The following is a 16,750-nucleotide window of genomic DNA, read 5'->3' as shown; positions in this document are numbered from 1 at the left end:
TCAGGCTGCCATACCAATTGCAGGCGGCAACCACGCTCGGCGGAGATGGAGAGGGTTATTTGGCGCGCAGGTCGAGTTCCTTCGCCCCCCCCTCTGTCCTGCCGGACATCTCCCCCTCAAGGGGGGAGATTGGACGTCGCGACGTCCTTCGCCAGTCTCCGGCTTCGAAGGCAATTTGTACGTTCAAAGATTTGTACGTTTAAAGCGTAGCGCCATCGGCGAGGCAGCTGATCTCCCCCCTTGAGGGGGAGATGTCCGGCAGGACAGAGGGGGGCGCTGTCCCGCCAATCTTCGAGGCTTGCGTTTGCAGGGCTTCGAACGATGCTTTAGGCCGTCGCCTTGGCCTTCCTGCCCCTACCCTTGACGGGCGTGGGCGCGGGCGGGGCTTTGCGGCCGAGGCCGATCGCCTTGGCCAGTTGCGAACGCGAGGCCGCGTAGTTGGGGGCGACCATCGGGTAGTCCGACGGCAGGCCCCATTTGGCGCGATAGGCGTCGGGCGTCAGCCCGAAATGAACGCCGATATGGCGCTTCAAGGATTTGAACTTCTTGCCGTCCTCGAGACAGATGATGTAGTCCGGCGTCACCGATTTCTTGGGATTGACGGCAGGCGTCAGCGGCGCGGCGACCGGCACTGCCGGTTGCCCGAGCCCGCCTATGGAAGCGCTGACGCTGGCGATGAGATCGCCGAGGCCGGAAGCCGGCAAGCGGTTCTTCTCGACATAGGCGGACACGATATGGGCGGTCAGCTCGAGCAGGTCGATATTTTTGCGAGCGTTGTTGTTGTCGTCGGTCAATCTATCTCTCCGTCCATGGGGGTCGCAGAAATTCCTAGTCGGCAAATCTGCGCAATGCAATGACGCCGCACCACGTCACACATTATTTTGAATAATAATACTAACGGCAGCGCGGGATTAACAACCCTGAGCCGGTGCTCGATAATATCAGACAATCAGCAATATCAAATAATCAGGGATTTGTCGCGCCATAGTCGAAATCCGCCCTCGAAGGCGCGTGTGTTGTCGCCGCGTCTGCAATCGGCGGGCAAGTCGGTGAGTTCGTCGACATTGCCGCCGCCGATGACCACGTAGTCCGGCTGCATGGCGGCGCGAAGCCGGTCGACCACGTCGAAGACGTGTTTGCGCCATTTCTTCTTGCCGCGCTTTTGCAGGCCGCGTTCGCCGACATAGTCTTCGAAACTGCCGCGCTTCTTGTAGGGAAGGTGGGCAAGCTCCATCGGCTGGGCAACGTTATCGACGATCATCGCGGCCCCCAGGCCGGTGCCGAGGCCAAGGAACAGCATGCGGCCGCCCTCATAACTGCCGATGGCCTGCATGAGCGCATCGTTAACGACCTTGACCGGTTTGCCGAACTCGGCGGCGAAATCGCAGCCGACCCAGCCCTTGCCGAGATTGGCGGGTTCGGTCAGCGGCCGGTTGTGGTGCACCGGGCCCGGATAGCCCATCGAGACGACATCGTAGCGCAGCCCTTCGGCGAGCGTCTTCACCGCCGCGACCATCTGCTGCGGCGTAAGCTCCGGTCCGGAAGCGGTCTTGCGCTCGTCGCCGCCGGCACTGGTGCGGATCTTGACGTGCGAGCCGCCGATATCGATCGCAAGCACGATCTTTTCTTCCTCCGATGCCGGGTGCCTCACCGCCTTGGCCATCGCCTTCGCCTCCCAGAAATCATTTCGCCGGATTGATCCAGCCGTTCGGCGGCCCGAATCCAGCCATGGCTTCGGCCGGCCCCCATGTCTTTGGCGCGTAGACAGGGGGCGGCGTGGTGTCGCCGAGCACCGGGCCGACGATGCGCCAGGCGAGCTCGCTGGCGTCCTGGCGGGTGAACAGCTGGCCGTTGCCGTTCATGGCGTCGCCGATCAACCGCTCGTAAGGCGGCATGTCGCCCTTCGAATCGTCCAGCGCGGTGAGCTCGACCTGCTCACCGACCATGTCATCGCCGGGCGCCTTGCGCCGGGCTCCGATCGAGATCGCCACCTGAGGATCGATGCGGAAGCGCACGTGATTGCAGTCGCCGGGCTTGATCGGATCGAAGACGTCGAGCGGCGGCCGCTTCAGTTGCACGATGACCTCGGTGGCGTGCACCGGCAGGGATTTGCCGGCGCGAATGAAGAACGGCACATCCTGCCAGCGCCAGGTATCGACGAAAAAGCGCACCGCCGCGAAGGTCTCGACCGGCGAGTTCGGCGCCACGCCCGGCTCGTTGAGATAGCCGTCGAACTGCCCGCGCACCACATCGTCCCTGGTCAGCGTCCGGATCGCCCGCAGGACCTGCACCTTCTCGTCGATGAGATCGTCGGCCGAGCGGCCGACCGGCGGTTCCATGGCGAGCAGCAAGAGGATATTGAGCAGATGGTTTTCGATGACGTCGCGAATGCAGCCGACCTCGTCATAGAAGCGGCCGCGGCCCTCGACGCCGAAATCCTCGGCCATGGTGATCTGCACGCTCTCGACGTAATTGCGGTTCCAGATCGGCTCGAGGAAGGAATTGGCGAAGCGGAAATAGAGCAGGTTCTGGATCGCCTCCTTGCCGAGATAATGGTCGATGCGGAAGATCGACTTTTCATCGAAGACCAGATGCAGCACCCGGTTCAGCCAGCGCGCCGATTGCAGATCGTGGCCGAACGGCTTTTCCACCATCAGGCGCGCGCCCTGGGCGGCGCCCGACTGCTCCAGCCCCTGGACGACCACCTCGAACATCGCCGGCGGCACCGCCAGATAGTGCAGCGGCCGCTCAGCGCTGCCGAGCGCGGTCTTCAGCTTCTCGAAGGTCGCAGGCGCCCGATAGTCGCCACTGACATAGCGCAGCAGCGATGCAAGCCTGGCAAAGATCTTGTCATCGATGCTGCCCAAGGCGTTGACGATGCCGTCGCGGGCGCGCGCCTGCAGCTTGGCGAGGTCCCACGGATCGAAGGCGACGCCGATCACCGGCTCGTTCAGCGTCCCTTTGGCCACCATGGCGTAAAGGGCGGGGAAGATCTTCTTGTGGGCAAGATCGCCGGTGGCGCCGAAAAGCACCAGCGTGTCCGATCGTTCCTGGCTCATGGGCGTGCCTCCCTGTCGCCCGTCACGAGCCGGCCTTGGGTTTTTCGACATGGCCGCCAAAGGCATAGCGCATGGCGGACAGAAGCTTGTCGGCGAATTCGGATTCGCCTTGCGAGGAGAACCTGTCGAACAGCGCCGAGGACAGCACCGGCGCCGGCACGCCGGTGTCGATCGCCGCCTTCAGCGTCCAGCGGCCTTCGCCGGAATCCGAGACCCGCCCGCCGAACTGCGTCAACGACGAATCGGCCTTCAGTACGCCGGCCGTCAGGTCGAGCAGCCACGAGCCGATGACGCTGCCGTGCCGCCAGACCTCGGCCACTTCAGCGATGTCGATGTCGAACTGGTAATATTGCGGGTTTTCCAGCGGGCTGGTTTCGGCGTCGGCGGTGCGCTGCCGCTTGCCGGCATTCGCCGATTTCAGGATGTTCATGCCTTCGGCATAGGCGGCCATGACGCCATATTCGATACCGTTATGGACCATCTTGACGAAATGGCCGGCGCCGCTTGGTCCGCAGTGGAGATAGCCGAAGGGCGCGGTTCCGGCATCCTTGGCAGGGGCGGGCGAAGCGGCGTCGGCGCCCGGCGCCAGCGTAGCGAAGACCGGATCGAGATGCTGCACCGCGCTGTCGGGGCCGCCGATCATCAGGCAGTAGCCGCGCTCGAGGCCCCAGACGCCGCCGCTGGTGCCGACATCGACATAGCTCAAGCCTTTCAAGGCGAGGCGCGCGGCGTGGTCGACGGCCTCGTGATAATAGGAATTGCCGCCGTCTATGATGATGTCGCCCGGCTCCATCAGGGCAGCCACCTGGTCGACGATCTTGCCGGTGATTGCCGCAGGCAGCATCAGCCAGGCGCTGCGCGGCCTCGCCAGCTTGCCGACGAACTCCTCCATCGACGCGGTTCCGACCGCGCCGGCGCTCACAAGCGCGGCGACGCTCGCCGGGTTAATATCGTAGACGACGCATTCGTGGCCATCGCGCAGCAGGCGCCGAACCATGTTGGCGCCCATCCGGCCCAGTCCCATCATTCCTATCTGCATGGTCTCGTCCTGCCTTACTTGAGGGATCGATGATCTAGTGGCGCCGTGATTGAAGCATGATCTTGTCCGAAAACCGGTCTCCACTTTGCGGGGTCATGCTCTATCCTGTATCGCCGATGCCGACAGAAAAGTCAGCATTCTCCCAATGGCCGCTATCGGGCCAGAAGAAAGTGAAGACAATGCTATTGCCCGGGCTATTGCCTGGAGCAATCTCGGCAACCTGCAATTCCGCAAGATGGATGCCGAAAGCATTCGCGGTGGTCTCGGTGTCATGGACGGTTGCCCAATTGTCGCTGCTCCAATGAACCACCGCCCGGGCCAGAAGTTCGATGCGCAGCGCCTTGCCTGCCGGGATGGTACGGATCTTGTGGTTGAAGCGCCATGCCCTGAAGCGCGACACCGTCCTGCCCTCGATATAGCGCTTGACGCCTTGCGGCGGCATGTCGAACACCGTGCCGTCGCGCAGCGACCGCAGCAGCTTGATGTGCTCGGAATGCGCCCAGACCAGCGGCTTGGCGCTGCCGGAGGGCCCGCCATGCCGCAATTCGCGCTCCGGGATGTCGGGACCGTCCCAGACCTGCTCCGGCAGCAGGCCGCCCGGTCCGGCAGAGTTCTCGAACGTCCTGAGCAGGCTTGCCGCACTATCCCTGCGGCCTGCCGCCAGCTCGTAATGAGCACGCTCGCCGACCAGCAGCGGCCAGGGCCGGCCCCGGCCGGTTCCATCGAAGGGCGCGCCGTCGGCATGCTCGCCATAGCCATCGCCATTGTAGCGGTACCAGAGCGGGCCCTGCGGCAGTTCGCAGCGCAATTGCGCGTCGATGACCTTGACCGTGTCGAGGATGCGCGGATCGTCGGCCGCCCTGAGGCCGAAGCGGACCAGCGCCAGCGCATCCGGGCTGACGATCGCCTTGGCCGGCCGGTCCGTATCGGCCGGCGGGCGGTTCTTGATCGGGACGTAGCCGTCTTTCGGCGATGCCGCGCCGGCTTTGTCGGGCGGCGCGATGCGGACATAGTAGCCTTCGACGCTGGCTTGCTCGCATGCGGCGGTGCCGGCCACGTAGGTCCAGCGCTCGATCTGATCGTTCCAGACATCGGCGGTTTCGCGCAGATAGTTTGCCGGCTCTGTTTTGCCGGCGGCATCGAAGATGTCCGCAGCCGCAAGCAATGCGGCGATCTCGACCGCAAGTGTGAACGGGCTGTAGCCGGCGTCTTCTTCCCAGCGGTCCTCGCCGGTGACCGGGCCGTTGCGCACGACATAGGCGGCAGCGCGCTCGATCATCGGCATGAAGGAGGAGAGTGCGGCAGGCGGCAAATGGCCGGCGCGGCGCAGTGCGTCGGCAAGCAGCAGCGGGAAGGCGCATTCGTCCATCTGGATGCCCGGCCAATAGGCCGATCCGTCGAGCCAGGCGTTCTGCGGCCAATGGCCGTCCGGCTGCTGGATCGAGCGCAGATAGCCAAGGATGCGCAAGGCTTCCGCCGGGTCGCCGGCAGCGAGGAAGCCGCCGGCGGTTTCGACCAGATCGCGCGGCCAGACCAGGTGATAGCCGCCGAGATCGTCGTCGCCCTTGTTGAAGCCCCACGGGATCGACAGGCTGGCAACGGCTGCTCCGGCGGACGACCGGTGTGTCGCCAGCACCGCCGTGCTGAGGCGGTAGCTGTTGAGGCCGGACGCCGCATGCCGGTCCAGCGGCAGCAATCCGGCCTGCCATTTGCGCCATTTGTCGACGTAGGATCCGGCTGCGGGCTCAAAACCTTGCCTCAGGCTGGCGAAAGCGGTTTCCGCCGCCTGTTGCGGCGTCGTGCCGAAGCCGAGCGCCAGCAATATTTTTGGGTTTGCGGCCGAAAAGGCGATCTCGCCGGTCAGCGCGACATTGCCGTCCTCGGCCCTGCGGCAGGCCGGATCGAGCCGGCCGCCTTGACGAAGCTGCTGCCAGCCGTCGGAGACGCCGACATAGCCGGCCGAGCACGCCTTCCACGGCAGCGACGAGGCGAGCGCCAGGCAGGTGCCGCGTCCCGATGCAAACAGGACAGGCTGTCCTTCATGGTCGTCGATCCAGGCGGTGTTGCCAATGCCGGCGTTGACGAGGTGCGGTGCCAGCAGCGCGTAGACGCGGTAGTCGGCGGCCGCGCCTTTGAGCGGCGTGAACATGATCTCCTGCAGCAAGACGGGACGTTCCGGATCCGTCAGGATGCGCTTTTCGATCCTGTAGGTTCCATCGCTTGCGGTGTTGACCAGCCGGTAGGCAGGCACCCCGTCCGCCAGGGGTTCGATACTGTGTTCGGCGTCGCGTTTTTCTTCCGAGAAATAGCCGTCGGGTCCGGTGACGATCAGCCCCAGATCGCGGGTGCATGCGCTATCGAGGCGCGGGTAGTAGATCTCGTTGAGGATACCGTGGCTGATGGTGAACCAGATCGGGCAGGCCGGCGAGAGCGCGGTGCCGACGCCGCTCTTGGCGCTCGAGGTCCAGCGTGCCGGAATGCCGGGTGCACCCGGGGCAAGGTTCGTCGCCATTCAATCGGTCTCCAGTGCCATCCCTAGACCAGGAGTCGAACCGGTTTCAATGATTGCACCGCAAGTTGATCGCCGGCCATGGTTTGATGTTGACAGCTTGCCGCCTATCTGCATTTGTCTGATAATAGATAAAAAACAAGATTGTGAGCGTATCAGCCAATACCCACCAGCCAGCCATTAACCACCAGTAAGACAGCAACTCACGGGAGGAGTATGACATGAGGAAAATATTCGCTTTGGGGGCTCTTGCGGCGATGCTCGCCGCAGGTACCGCGCTTGCCGACACCAGCGGCAAGAAAATCGCCTTCTCCAACAATTACGCCGGCAATTCCTGGCGGCAGGCGATGCTGGACAGCTACGCCATCGTTACCAAGAAGGCGGTTGCCGACAAGGTGGTCGGCGCCGCGGACGTCTTCACGACGGCCGACAAGGAAGTGCCGACGCAGGCAGCCCAGGTGCAGAACCTGATCCTGCAGGGCTATGACGCGATCGTCATCAACGCGGCGTCTCCGGATGCGCTCAACGGCGCCATCAAGCAGGCCTGCGACGCCGGCATTATCGTCGTTTCCTTCGACGGTATCGTCACCGAACCCTGCGCCTACCGCGTCGTCGTCGACTTCAAGGACATGGGCAAGCAGGAAGTCGAGCAGATGGCCAAGTTCCAGCCCAAGGGCGGCAACCTGCTGGAAATCCGCGGCCTCGCCGGCACTTCGATCGACGATGCCATCCATGCCGGCATCCTCGAAGGCGTCGCTGCCCATCCCGAGTTCAAGATCGTCGGCTCGGTGACCGGCGACTGGGACCAGACCACGGCACAGAAAGCCGTAGCGACGATCCTGCCTTCGCTGCCGGATGTTATCGGGGTCGTCGACCAGGGCGGTGACGGCTACGGCGCGGCGCAGGCTTTCGCCGCCGCCGGCAAGCCACGCCCGACCATCATCATGGGCAATCGCCAGGACGAGTTGCAGTGGTGGAAGGAGCAGAAGGAAAAGGACGGTTACCAGACCTGGTCGGCATCGATCGCACCGGGCGTATCGACGCTTGCCTTCTGGGTGGCGCAGCAGGTGCTCGACGGCCGCACCGACGTGCCGCACGACCTGCTGGTGCCCTATCTTGCCTTCACCCAGGACGATTTCGAGGCCGCGCTGCCGAAGATTCCGAAGGGCGGCGTCGCCAGCCACGAATACACGCAGGAAGACGCCATCGCGGCGATCAAGGCCAACATCAAGTGAGCATGGCACTATTGTTGCCGCCACGGATAACCGGGTATCGTTGAGGGATGCCCGAGGCCAATGCAGACATCATCATGCCGGACGGCGCCGAAAAGCTTTTCGGCGCCGTCAGTTTGGACATCATAAGACTGGACGGAGCCGAAAAACATTTCGGCGCCGTCCGGGCGCTCGCCGGTGTCGATTTCAGCGTTCGTGCCGGAGAATGCGTCGGTCTCGTCGGCCATAACGGCGCCGGAAAATCGACGCTCATGCATATGGTGGCGGGCACGCTTGCCCCCGACAGCGGGCAGATCGCGGTCCGCGGCGGTGTCGAGGCAAGTTATTCGGTGCCGCGCGCGCAGCAGCTCGGCATACGCTGTGTGTTCCAGGAGCTGTCGCTCTGCCCGAACCTCAGCGTCGCCGAGAACACGCGGATCAACCACGCGTCGCTGCATGGCTTCGGCTGGCGGCGCAAGGCGGCCGATCTGATCGCTGCCAAGCTCGACGAGATCTTCCCAGGCCACAGCATCTCGGCATCCGACATCGTCGGTGATCTTTCCATCACCAGCCGGCAGATGGTGGAGGTGGCGCGCGCCTTCACGGTCACGCAGGAGCCGCTCGAGTTGGTTATCCTCGACGAGCCGACATCCTCGCTCGACGCGCATACCGCCGGCCAGCTGCTGGCGTTCGTGCGCCGCTTCATCGCCGCCGGCAAGAGCTGCATCCTGATCTCGCATGTGTTGGGCGAAGTGCTCGGAAATGCCGACCGGATCGTGGTGATGCGCGACGGCAAGGTGGTCGCCGCCGGGCAGGCCGACGCCTTCGACCGCGACAGGCTGGTGACGGCGATGGGCGGAGCGGAGGCGCGCGAGAAGACCGCCGCAGAGATTGCGAGCGGCAAGCCGGAGCCCGGCCCGCTGCGGGTCCGGGCGCGCCCGGCGCGACAGCAGGACGGCAACGAGCTCGTCGCCCGTGCCGGTGAGATCATCGGGCTTGCCGGGCTTGCCGGGCATGGGCAGACCGATCTTTTGCTGGCGATCTTTGCCGCGGCTTCCCGCGCCAAGACCGGCATCGAGGTTACCGCGCCGGTGGCGCTGGTTGCCGGCGACCGCCAGTCGGACGGGATTTTTCCGCAATGGTCGATCGCCGAGAACATCGGCATCCGTTCGCTGGCGCGATTGCGCAACGGCCTTTTGATCTCGCCGCAGCGTGAAGCCGAGCTCGCCGAGTTGTGGCAGCGGAAAATCGGCATCCGTACGCCCGACATGAACAACAACATCTTCTCGCTGTCCGGCGGCAACCAGCAGAAGGCGCTGTTCGCGCGGGCGCTCGGCTCCGACGCCAAGATCGTGCTGATGGACGATCCGATGCGCGGCGTCGACATCGGCACCAAGCTCGAAGTCTACGACCTCGTGCGCGAGGAGGCTCGCCATGGCCGCACTTTCCTCTGGTACACCACCGAAACCGAAGAGCTCGACAATTGCGACCACATCTATGTGTTCAAGAACGGCCGGATCGTCGCCAACCTTCGTCGCGACGAACTGACGGAGGAAAAGATCATCCAGTCGTCGTTCGGCGATGCGGCCTGAGATGACAGCGGTATCCGTCGAGAATGGGCTAAAATCTTCGGCTCGCGCCACCAGGCGGGCGCGCATGCTGCGCAGCCTGCTGCCGGCACTGTCGCTGGCGCTGGTGCTCATCGCCATCGCCTGGCTCAACCCGCGCGCCATCAGCTATTTCGGTTTCAGCCTGATGCTCAATCTGGCGATCCCGATCGCTCTGGCGACGATCGCGCAGATGTTCGTCATCGCCGGCAACGAGCTCGATCTGTCGATCGGCACCTTTGTCGGCTTCGTCGGCTGCGTGACGGCGACATGGCTGAAGGACGCGCCGCTGCTCGGCGTCGTGATCCTGCTCGGGTCGATCGGCGTCTACGCGCTGCTCGGCGCGCTGATCCATCTGCGCAACCTGCCCTCTATCGTGGTGACGCTCGGCATGAGTTTTGTCTGGCAGGGCATGGCCATCCTCATCCTGCCCAAGCCCGGCGGCAAGGCGCCGGACTGGCTGCTGGCGCTGATGGCCTTCAAGCCACCCTTCATTCCGTTCCCGATCATCGCGGCATTGCTGATCGCAGCCGTCGTCCACTTTGGCCTGATGCGTACCTCCTACGGCGTCATCCTGCGTGGATCGGGCGGCAATTCAGCCGCGCTCAAGCGCGCCGGCTGGTCGCTGCTGCGCACCAAGATCGCCCTGTTTGCGCTGACCGGCCTGTTCGGCGTTTTGTCCGGCATGGCGCTGATCGGCATCACCACCTCGGCCGATGCCAATATCGGCAATGGCTACACGCTGCTTTCGATCGCCGGCGTCATCCTCGGCGGCGGCGAGTTCGTCGGCGGCCGGGTGTCGCCGATCGGCGCCGTCATCGGCGCGCTGACGCTGGCGCTGGCGGCATCGCCACTGCTGACGTTCATGCACATTCCGCCCGATTGGCAGGTCGCCGCCAACGGCGCCATCCTGATCATCGTGCTGGCGGCGCGGGTGTTGATCAGCCGCAGGGAGAGGTGAGCATGGCATCGCTGCGGACACTGCTCGCCAGACCCTGGATCTGGTCGTTCTTCGGGGCGCTGCTGGTGTGGCTGGCGACCATCGCTTTCACCGGCGGCTATGGCGGCGGCGGCATGATCACGGCGGCGCTGTCGCTCGCCGTCTTCACGGTCATCGTCGGCGTCGGGCAGATGTTCGTCATCACGCTCGGGCCGGGCAACGTCGACCTGTCGCTGCCGGCCAATATCGGCCTTGCCAGCGCCGTCGCCATGAAGGTCATGGACGGCAATGATGCGATGATCGCGGTCGGCCTGCTGGCAGCGCTTGCCTGCGGCATGGCGATCGGCGCCGTCAACTATCTGCTGATATGGGCGCTGCGCATTCCACCGATCATCGCGACGCTGTCGGCCAGCTTCGTCATCCAGTCGGTCGATATCAGCTATGGGCGGGGCCTGCAGATCAAGCCGCCGCCGGGCTTTGCCGACTTCACCAACTGGCAGGTCTTCGGCATCCCGGTGCTGGCGATCCTCACCGTGCTGTTCACCATCGGCGCCGGCATCGTTTTGCAGCGCATGATCTACGGACGCTCGGTGCTGGCGATCGGCCAGAACATCCGCGCTGCCTGGCTGGCCGGCGTCAATGTCGGCCGCACCCGCTTCCTCACCTACACGCTGTCGGGCGCGCTCGGCGGCCTCGACGGCGCACTGCTCGCCGGCTATTTCCGCGGCGCCAATGTCGATATCGGCAATGAGTATCTGCTGGCCTCGATCGCGGTCGTCGTCATCGGCGGCACGTCGGTGGCGGGCGGCAAGGCCAATGTGCCGGGGGTCTGGGGCGCGGCGCTGTTCCTGGTGCTGCTGTTGACCATGCTCAACACGTTCGGCGTCAGCGTCGGCGTCCGCCTGGTGCTGACAGGGCTGATCATCGTCGGCGTCATCACCGCAGCCGGTGGGCAGAAGGCGCTGCGCTAAAGCAAGGCCACCCGGCGGCGAAGGGATATCGATCCGGCCTGCAAAACACGTGGTTCCCATCCGCATGCCAGCGCTGTAAATCCCGTCGCGCTATTGGCCAACATCATTGCGTGAGGTTTGCGTGTCCGATTTCGTCAGCACTACAAGGCACGGCAACGTCGCGGTGGTGAGCATCGACAATCCGCCGGTCAACGCGCTGAGCTTCCATGTACGCGAGCCGCTGATGCAGGCGCTCGTTTCCCTGCGCGACGAGCCGTCGGTCGGAGCAATCGTGATAGCATGCGCCGGGCGGACCTTCGTCGCCGGCGCCGACATCACCGAATTCGGCAAGCCGGCGCGGCAACCGGACCTGGGCGCCCTAGTCGCCATGCTGGAAACCATCGCCAAGCCGACGGTCGCGGCCATTCACGGCACTGCGCTCGGCGGCGGCCTGGAACTGGCGCTCGGCTGCCATTTCCGTGTTGCCGACCGAACGGCAAGGCTCGGCCTGCCGGAAGTCAAGCTCGGCCTGCTGCCGGGCGGCGGCGGCACGGTTCGCCTGCCGCGCCTGGTTGGTCCGCTGAAGGCACTCAGCATGATCGTTTCGGGAACGCCGATCGGTGCGGCCGAGGCGCTCGCCGCCGGCCTGGTGGATGCCGTCTTCGATGGCGACCTGACCGCGCAAGCGGTGAGTTTCGCCAACGAAACGGCCGCGAAAGGCGGTCCGTTCACGCCAGTGCGCGACCGCAATGATCGCCTCGACCCGGCCGACTTGCCGGCGTTCGACAAGGAAGCGGCAGTGCTTGCCGGCAAAGCACGCGGCCTCGAGGCGCCGATCGCCTGTGCGCAGTCGGTCCGCAACGCCCTGACGCTGCCCTGCGACGAAGCGCTGGCGGCGGAGCGCGACCTGTTCGTCAAGCTTGTCGCCGGGGGCCAATCACGCGCGCAGCGGCATTTGTTCTTCGCTGAACGTGAGGCGGCAAAGATTGCCGGCAAGGACGTCGTCAGGCGCAAGATCGCCCGGGTCGGCGTCATCGGCGCCGGCACGATGGGCGGCGGCATCGCCATGGCGTTCGCCAACGGCGGCGTCCCCGTGACCTTGCTGGAAGCGACACACGAGGCCTTGCAGCGCGGGCTGGCGACGATCAACAAGAATTATGCCGTTTCCGTCATCCGCGGCTCGCTGAGCGAAGACGCCAAGCGCCAACGGCTTGGGTTGTTCAAGGGTTCCACCGACTATGCCGATCTTGCCGATTGCGACCTGATCGTCGAGGCCGTGTTCGAGGAGATGGCGGTCAAGAAGGATGTTTTCGGCAGGCTCGATGCCGTGGCCAAGCCGGGCACGATCCTCGCCACCAACACCTCCTATCTCGACGTCAACGAAATCGCCGCGTCGACGTCGCGGCCGCAAGATCTCCTCGGCATGCATTTCTTTTCGCCGGCTAACGTCATGAAGCTTTTGGAAATCGTCCGCGCCGAAAAGACTTCGCCCGACGTGCTGGCGACCATCGTCGATCTGGCACGGCGGATCGGCAAGGTGCCGGTCGTCGTCGGCGTCTGCCACGGCTTCGTCGGCAACCGCATGCTGGCGGCGCGCGGTGCGGAACTGGAGACGCTTCTGCTGGAAGGCGCAATGCCGCGCCAGGTCGACCAGGTGTTCACCGATTTCGGCTGGCCGATGGGGCCGTTCGAGATGAGCGATCTCGCCGGCCTGGACATAGGCTGGCGCAACCGCAAGGCGCGTGGCCAGACGGCCGTGATCGCCGATGCGTTGTGCGAACAGGGACATTTCGGCCAGAAGACCGGCAGCGGCTTCTATCGCTATGAAGGCGGTTCGCGCACGCCGCTGCCCGATCCCGATGTCGAGGCGCTGATCCGCAACAAGGCTGCCGAGCGCGGTGTTGCACCGCGCGCGATCGGCGCCGAGGAGATCATCGAGCGGACGCTCTATCCGATGATCAACGAGGGCGCCAAAATCCTCAAGGAAAAGATTGCCGCCCGCGCCTCCGATATCGACGTCGTCTGGGTCAACGGCTACGGCTTCCCGGTCGGCAAGGGCGGGCCGATGTTCTGGGCGAGCCTCGAAGGCGTGGACAAGATCATCCGGCGGCTGGATCACTGGCACCAGCAGACCGGCAAGGATGTCTTTCGAGTGGCACCCCGGCTGAGGCAAATGGCCGAAACCGGTTCCTGGGACGGCGCTGCCGGCTGAACTTGGGACTACCGAATCCGTGCGTCCATGATCTCGACAAAACGCGCGAACAGACCCGCCTGCGACTTTATCTTGAGCTTGCGGTAAATGTTGCGGCGATGAACTTTTACGGTTCCCGGCACGATGCGCATCGCCCTGGCAATCGATTCCGTGGAATGGCCCTGAAGCACCAGATCGACGACATGCTGTTCGCGCGGCGTGAGCGAAAGGCTCTTCCAGATGTGAGCACGTTCGAACTCACTGACCGGAGTAATCGCCTCGTCTTGCTTCGTCCCAACCGGTCCGTCAGCCGGAAGGGTAGGCCAGCGTAGCCTGACGAGGCTGATCACCGCAGGCGCCATGTCGCGCAGCAACCTGGCATCGGCGGTTCCGAACGGCCCCGAAGCGCGCAATCGCATTAGCGAGACCACCAGCGCGTCCTTTCCCGGCAGCGGCACGAAAAAGCCGACCTCCTCCGCAAGCCTGGTCTGGCTGTAATAGGAGCGGTAATATTCGCTGGCATAGAAGCGATCCGGCGCCAATTCGCGCATGCGCCAAAAGCCTTCCTTGCGCTCGACTGCCGCATGGTGGAACGGATCGAGCAGATAAGGCCCTTCCTGATAGAGCGCAACGAAGACGTGGCTTTCGGCCGGCGAGAATGTCTCGAACAGCAGCGGCGGGCGTGAGGCGCCGCGATAGCCGAAGATCACGCAATGATCGAAGCTGACATGCTGGCGGAGCCAGGCGACCATCGCCTTGCCGAAAAGCTCGCCGCTCGTCTCCCGCGTCGCTGCGATGAGCGCAGCGAGCCGGCTGTATTCATCGCTGCGTGAAACGCCCAATTCATACCCCTCCATACGAGAAAATAGACGAAATATACCACCTGGGAGGTATATACTAGCCGCCATTGGCTCTGATAGCGTTTCGAGACCAACCAGCCGCTGGAGCCCGCAGCTTTGACCGCAGTGCCCGACATCGAGTTTCGCGGGGTCACCAAACGCTACGGCAGCGTGATCGCGGTCAGCGGCATCGATCTTGCCATCCCGCCGTCTGCCTTTGTCGCGTTGCTCGGGCCGTCCGGCTGCGGCAAGACAACCTGTTTGCGCATGATCGGCGGTTTCGAACAGCCAAGCGAAGGTGTGGTATTCATCCGTGGCCGCGACATGGCCGGCACGCCGCCCTATCGGCGGCCGGTCAACATGGTGTTCCAGCAATATGCGTTGTTTCCGCATCTGGATGTGGCGGACAACGTCGCCTATGGCCTGCGCCAGGCGCGGCCGCGCCTGTCGTCGCGGGAGATCAGCCTGAAGGCAGGCGAGGCGCTCGCCATGGTTCGGCTTGCTGGCTATGGACGCCGCAAGATCCATGAGCTTTCCGGCGGCCAGCAGCAGCGTGTCGCCCTGGCGCGGGCGCTGGTCAACAAGCCGGCGGTGCTGCTGCTCGACGAGCCCCTGGCGGCGCTCGACAAGAAGCTGCGCACCGACATGCAGATAGAACTGCAGAACCTGCAGCGCGAGATCGGCATCACCTTCGTCCTGGTCACCCACGATCAGGAAGAGGCACTGTCGATGAGCGATTTCGTCTGCGTCATGAATGGCGGGCGCATCGTCCAGCTTGGGCAGCCGAGCGAAATCTACGACGAACCCGCCGACCTCTTCGTCGCCGATTTCGTCGGCAAGACCAATCTCTTGAGCGGCAAGGTCGTCGGGCTCTCGGGCAAGCTCGTCGAGATAGCGCTTGCCGACGGCACCGTCATCGCCGCGCGCAAGCGCACTTCGCTAGCCCAGGGCGAAGCCGTCTCGGTCAGCCTGCGTCCTGAATCCTTAAGTCTCGGCGCGCCCGGAAGCGGCCGGCTGAACGGGCTTGTCCGCAACCGGATCTTTCTCGGTTCCACCGCGGAATATGCAATCGAGGTCCAAGGCATCGGGACACTGCTCGCCAAGGCCGATCATCTGGTTGGCGGTGGAAATCTCTTCAAGCCGGGTGAACCCGTCGCCGTCGGCTTTACAGCCGGAACGCCGCTGGCGTTTCCGGAGAATAACGGGACCAACCAGAGGGAAAACAAAAATGTCGAAATCGTATCGTGACGGACTGCCGATAAGCCCTGAAAAATTCGTCGACCAGTTGATGCGCCTCAAGCGCGGTTCCATCGGCCGCCGCGAGTTCCTTGGCCTCACCGGCCTAGGCATCGCAACGGCAGTAATGGCCCGCGAACTCGGCATCATGCCGTCGCCAGCCTTCGCCCAGGAGGGGCTTGGCGACCGCATGTCGATTGCCACCTGGCCCAATTATCACGACCCGGCGACGTTCGAGAATTTCAAGGCCGAAACCGGCGTTGCCGTCGAGGTGAACGTGTTCGGGTCAAACGAGGAGATGCTGGCCAAGCTGCAGGCCGGCGCCTCGGGCTGGAGCCTTTTCGTTCCGACCAACTACACGATCTCGACTTACAAGAAGCTTGGCATCATCGAGGCGCTGGATATGGCCAAGCTTGCCAATTATGACGGCTCGCAAGAAGACCCGCGCTTCACTGGGGAAGGCACGATCGATGGCGTGACCTACGCGGTGCCGAAGAATTGGGGCACCACCGGCTTTGCCGTCAACACCAAGAAACTGACCAAGCCGATGACAAGCTGGAAGGAATTCTGGGACACGGCCATGGCGGAGGGCGACGGCCGGACCATGGTTCATGATTACCAGCTGACCACGATCGGCAACGCGCTGAAATATTTCGGCTTCTCGTTCAACTCGCTGAAGCCGGACGAACTCGCCAAGGCGGAGGAATTGCTGCTGAAGGTCAAGCCGCATCTGTTCGCGGTCTCCAGCGACTACCAGCCGTCGATGCGTGCCGGCGACGCCTGGATGACGATGTGCTGGACCAATGACGGGGCGCAGCTCCACCGCGACATCCCCGAAATCGCCTACGTGCTTGGCAAGGAAGGCGGCGAGATCTGGACCGACTTCTACGCAATACCCAAGGATGCGCCGAACAAGCCTGCCGGCTATGCCTTGCTCAACTATTTGATGAACCCGAAAGTCGCGGTCAAGGAGCACCTGGCCAACGGCGCGCCTTCCACCGATGCGCGGGTCAATGCGCTGCTGCCCAAGGAGGTGCTGGACAATCCGATCCTCTATCCGGCGGCGGATCTGCTGAAGCCGCTCGAATTCGGTGCGGCCGCAACGCTAACCGATCCGGGCCGGGCCGAATTGATGGCACGCTTCAAGTCGGCTTGAACCTGGCAGGCTA

At 64.1% G+C, this 16,750-nt stretch carries 13 protein-coding genes; 7 read left to right on the top strand and 6 right to left on the bottom strand.

The features are described from left to right. Positions 1–326: 326 nt before the first annotated feature. The 5 genes from NKI08_RS22660 to NKI08_RS22640 all read right to left on the bottom strand — a co-directional run bounded on the left by NKI08_RS22660 (position 327) and on the right by NKI08_RS22640 (position 6,610). The gene (locus NKI08_RS22660; RefSeq protein WP_352613172.1) at positions 327–794 is read right to left on the bottom strand and encodes a Ros/MucR family transcriptional regulator; all 468 of its coding nucleotides are present in this window, start codon (positions 792–794) and stop codon (positions 327–329) included. A 164-nt stretch (positions 795–958) separates the two neighbouring features. Further along, positions 959–1,663: an ROK family protein gene (locus NKI08_RS22655; RefSeq protein WP_352613174.1), complete on the bottom strand. Its 705-nt coding sequence runs from the start codon at positions 1,661–1,663 to the stop codon at positions 959–961. A gap of 19 nt (positions 1,664–1,682) precedes the next feature. Beyond that, a complete protein-coding gene (zwf, locus tag NKI08_RS22650) occupies positions 1,683–3,059 on the bottom strand; it encodes a glucose-6-phosphate dehydrogenase (RefSeq protein ID WP_352772220.1) in 1,377 nt (458 codons plus the stop codon). A gap of 22 nt (positions 3,060–3,081) precedes the next feature. Next, entirely contained in the window at positions 3,082–4,098 is a 1,017-nt protein-coding gene (gnd, locus tag NKI08_RS22645) for a phosphogluconate dehydrogenase (NAD(+)-dependent, decarboxylating) (protein WP_352772217.1), read from the bottom strand. Positions 4,099–4,198: 100 nt separating this feature from the next. Further along, entirely contained in the window at positions 4,199–6,610 is a 2,412-nt protein-coding gene (locus NKI08_RS22640) for a glucan 1,4-alpha-glucosidase (protein WP_352772214.1), read from the bottom strand. Positions 6,611–6,828: 218 nt separating this feature from the next. Here NKI08_RS22640 and NKI08_RS22635 point away from each other — a divergent pair, with 218 nt between their 5' ends. The 5 genes from NKI08_RS22635 to NKI08_RS22615 all read left to right on the top strand — a co-directional run bounded on the left by NKI08_RS22635 (position 6,829) and on the right by NKI08_RS22615 (position 13,527). Further along, positions 6,829–7,842: an ABC transporter substrate-binding protein gene (locus tag NKI08_RS22635; protein WP_352500808.1), complete on the top strand. Its 1,014-nt coding sequence runs from the start codon at positions 6,829–6,831 to the stop codon at positions 7,840–7,842. Between the two features lie 74 nt (positions 7,843–7,916). After that, positions 7,917–9,410 (top strand): sugar ABC transporter ATP-binding protein, encoded by a 1,494-nt coding sequence (locus NKI08_RS22630; RefSeq protein ID WP_352470908.1) that lies wholly within the window; start codon positions 7,917–7,919, stop codon positions 9,408–9,410. Between the two features lies 1 nt (position 9,411). Further along, positions 9,412–10,386 (top strand): ABC transporter permease, encoded by a 975-nt coding sequence (locus tag NKI08_RS22625; protein ID WP_023678190.1) that lies wholly within the window; start codon positions 9,412–9,414, stop codon positions 10,384–10,386. Positions 10,387–10,388: 2 nt separating this feature from the next. Then, complete coding sequence (locus tag NKI08_RS22620; protein ID WP_023678189.1) at positions 10,389–11,336, top strand: ABC transporter permease; 948 nt, start codon at positions 10,389–10,391, stop codon at positions 11,334–11,336. Positions 11,337–11,457: 121 nt separating this feature from the next. Next, positions 11,458–13,527: a 3-hydroxyacyl-CoA dehydrogenase NAD-binding domain-containing protein gene (locus tag NKI08_RS22615; protein WP_352772211.1), complete on the top strand. Its 2,070-nt coding sequence runs from the start codon at positions 11,458–11,460 to the stop codon at positions 13,525–13,527. Positions 13,528–13,535: 8 nt separating this feature from the next. Here NKI08_RS22615 and NKI08_RS22610 read toward each other — a convergent pair whose 3' ends face one another. Beyond that, the gene (locus tag NKI08_RS22610) at positions 13,536–14,348 is read right to left on the bottom strand and encodes a response regulator transcription factor (protein WP_352470752.1); all 813 of its coding nucleotides are present in this window, start codon (positions 14,346–14,348) and stop codon (positions 13,536–13,538) included. 114 nt (positions 14,349–14,462) lie between these two features. On the opposite strand from NKI08_RS22610, the gene NKI08_RS22605 reads away from it, so the two are divergent. Next, the gene (locus NKI08_RS22605) at positions 14,463–15,593 is read left to right on the top strand and encodes an ABC transporter ATP-binding protein (protein ID WP_352540866.1); all 1,131 of its coding nucleotides are present in this window, start codon (positions 14,463–14,465) and stop codon (positions 15,591–15,593) included. Next, positions 15,574–16,737 carry an ABC transporter substrate-binding protein gene (locus tag NKI08_RS22600; RefSeq protein WP_352470751.1) on the top strand — a complete coding sequence of 388 codons (1,164 nt, stop codon included), beginning with the start codon at positions 15,574–15,576 and terminating at the stop codon, positions 16,735–16,737. Before NKI08_RS22605 ends, NKI08_RS22600 begins: the two co-directional genes overlap by 20 nt. The last annotated feature ends 13 nt before the right edge of the window (positions 16,738–16,750 follow it).

Origin of the sequence: Mesorhizobium sp. M0768, assembly GCF_040320195.1 — a bacterium.
Lineage (GTDB): Bacteria > Pseudomonadota > Alphaproteobacteria > Rhizobiales > Rhizobiaceae > Mesorhizobium.
Note: the sequence above shows the minus strand (reverse complement) of the source record. Positions and strands in the feature narration are given on the sequence as shown.

Bases quoted from the DNA above. Each gene is read 5' to 3' on its own strand.
- NKI08_RS22655 (WP_352613174.1), bottom strand. From the start codon at position 1,663: ATGGCCAAGGCGGTGAGGCACCCGGCATCGGAGGAAGAAAAGATCGTG.
- zwf (WP_352772220.1), bottom strand. From the start codon at position 3,059: ATGAGCCAGGAACGATCGGACACGCTGGTGCTTTTCGGCGCCACCGGC.
- gnd (WP_352772217.1), bottom strand. From the start codon at position 4,098: ATGCAGATAGGAATGATGGGACTGGGCCGGATGGGCGCCAACATGGTT.
- NKI08_RS22640 (WP_352772214.1), bottom strand. From the start codon at position 6,610: ATGGCGACGAACCTTGCCCCGGGTGCACCCGGCATTCCGGCACGCTGG.
- NKI08_RS22635 (WP_352500808.1), top strand. From the start codon at position 6,829: ATGAGGAAAATATTCGCTTTGGGGGCTCTTGCGGCGATGCTCGCCGCA.
- NKI08_RS22630 (WP_352470908.1), top strand. From the start codon at position 7,917: ATGCCGGACGGCGCCGAAAAGCTTTTCGGCGCCGTCAGTTTGGACATC.
- NKI08_RS22625 (WP_023678190.1), top strand. From the start codon at position 9,412: ATGACAGCGGTATCCGTCGAGAATGGGCTAAAATCTTCGGCTCGCGCC.
- NKI08_RS22620 (WP_023678189.1), top strand. From the start codon at position 10,389: ATGGCATCGCTGCGGACACTGCTCGCCAGACCCTGGATCTGGTCGTTC.
- NKI08_RS22600 (WP_352470751.1), top strand. From the start codon at position 15,574: ATGTCGAAATCGTATCGTGACGGACTGCCGATAAGCCCTGAAAAATTC.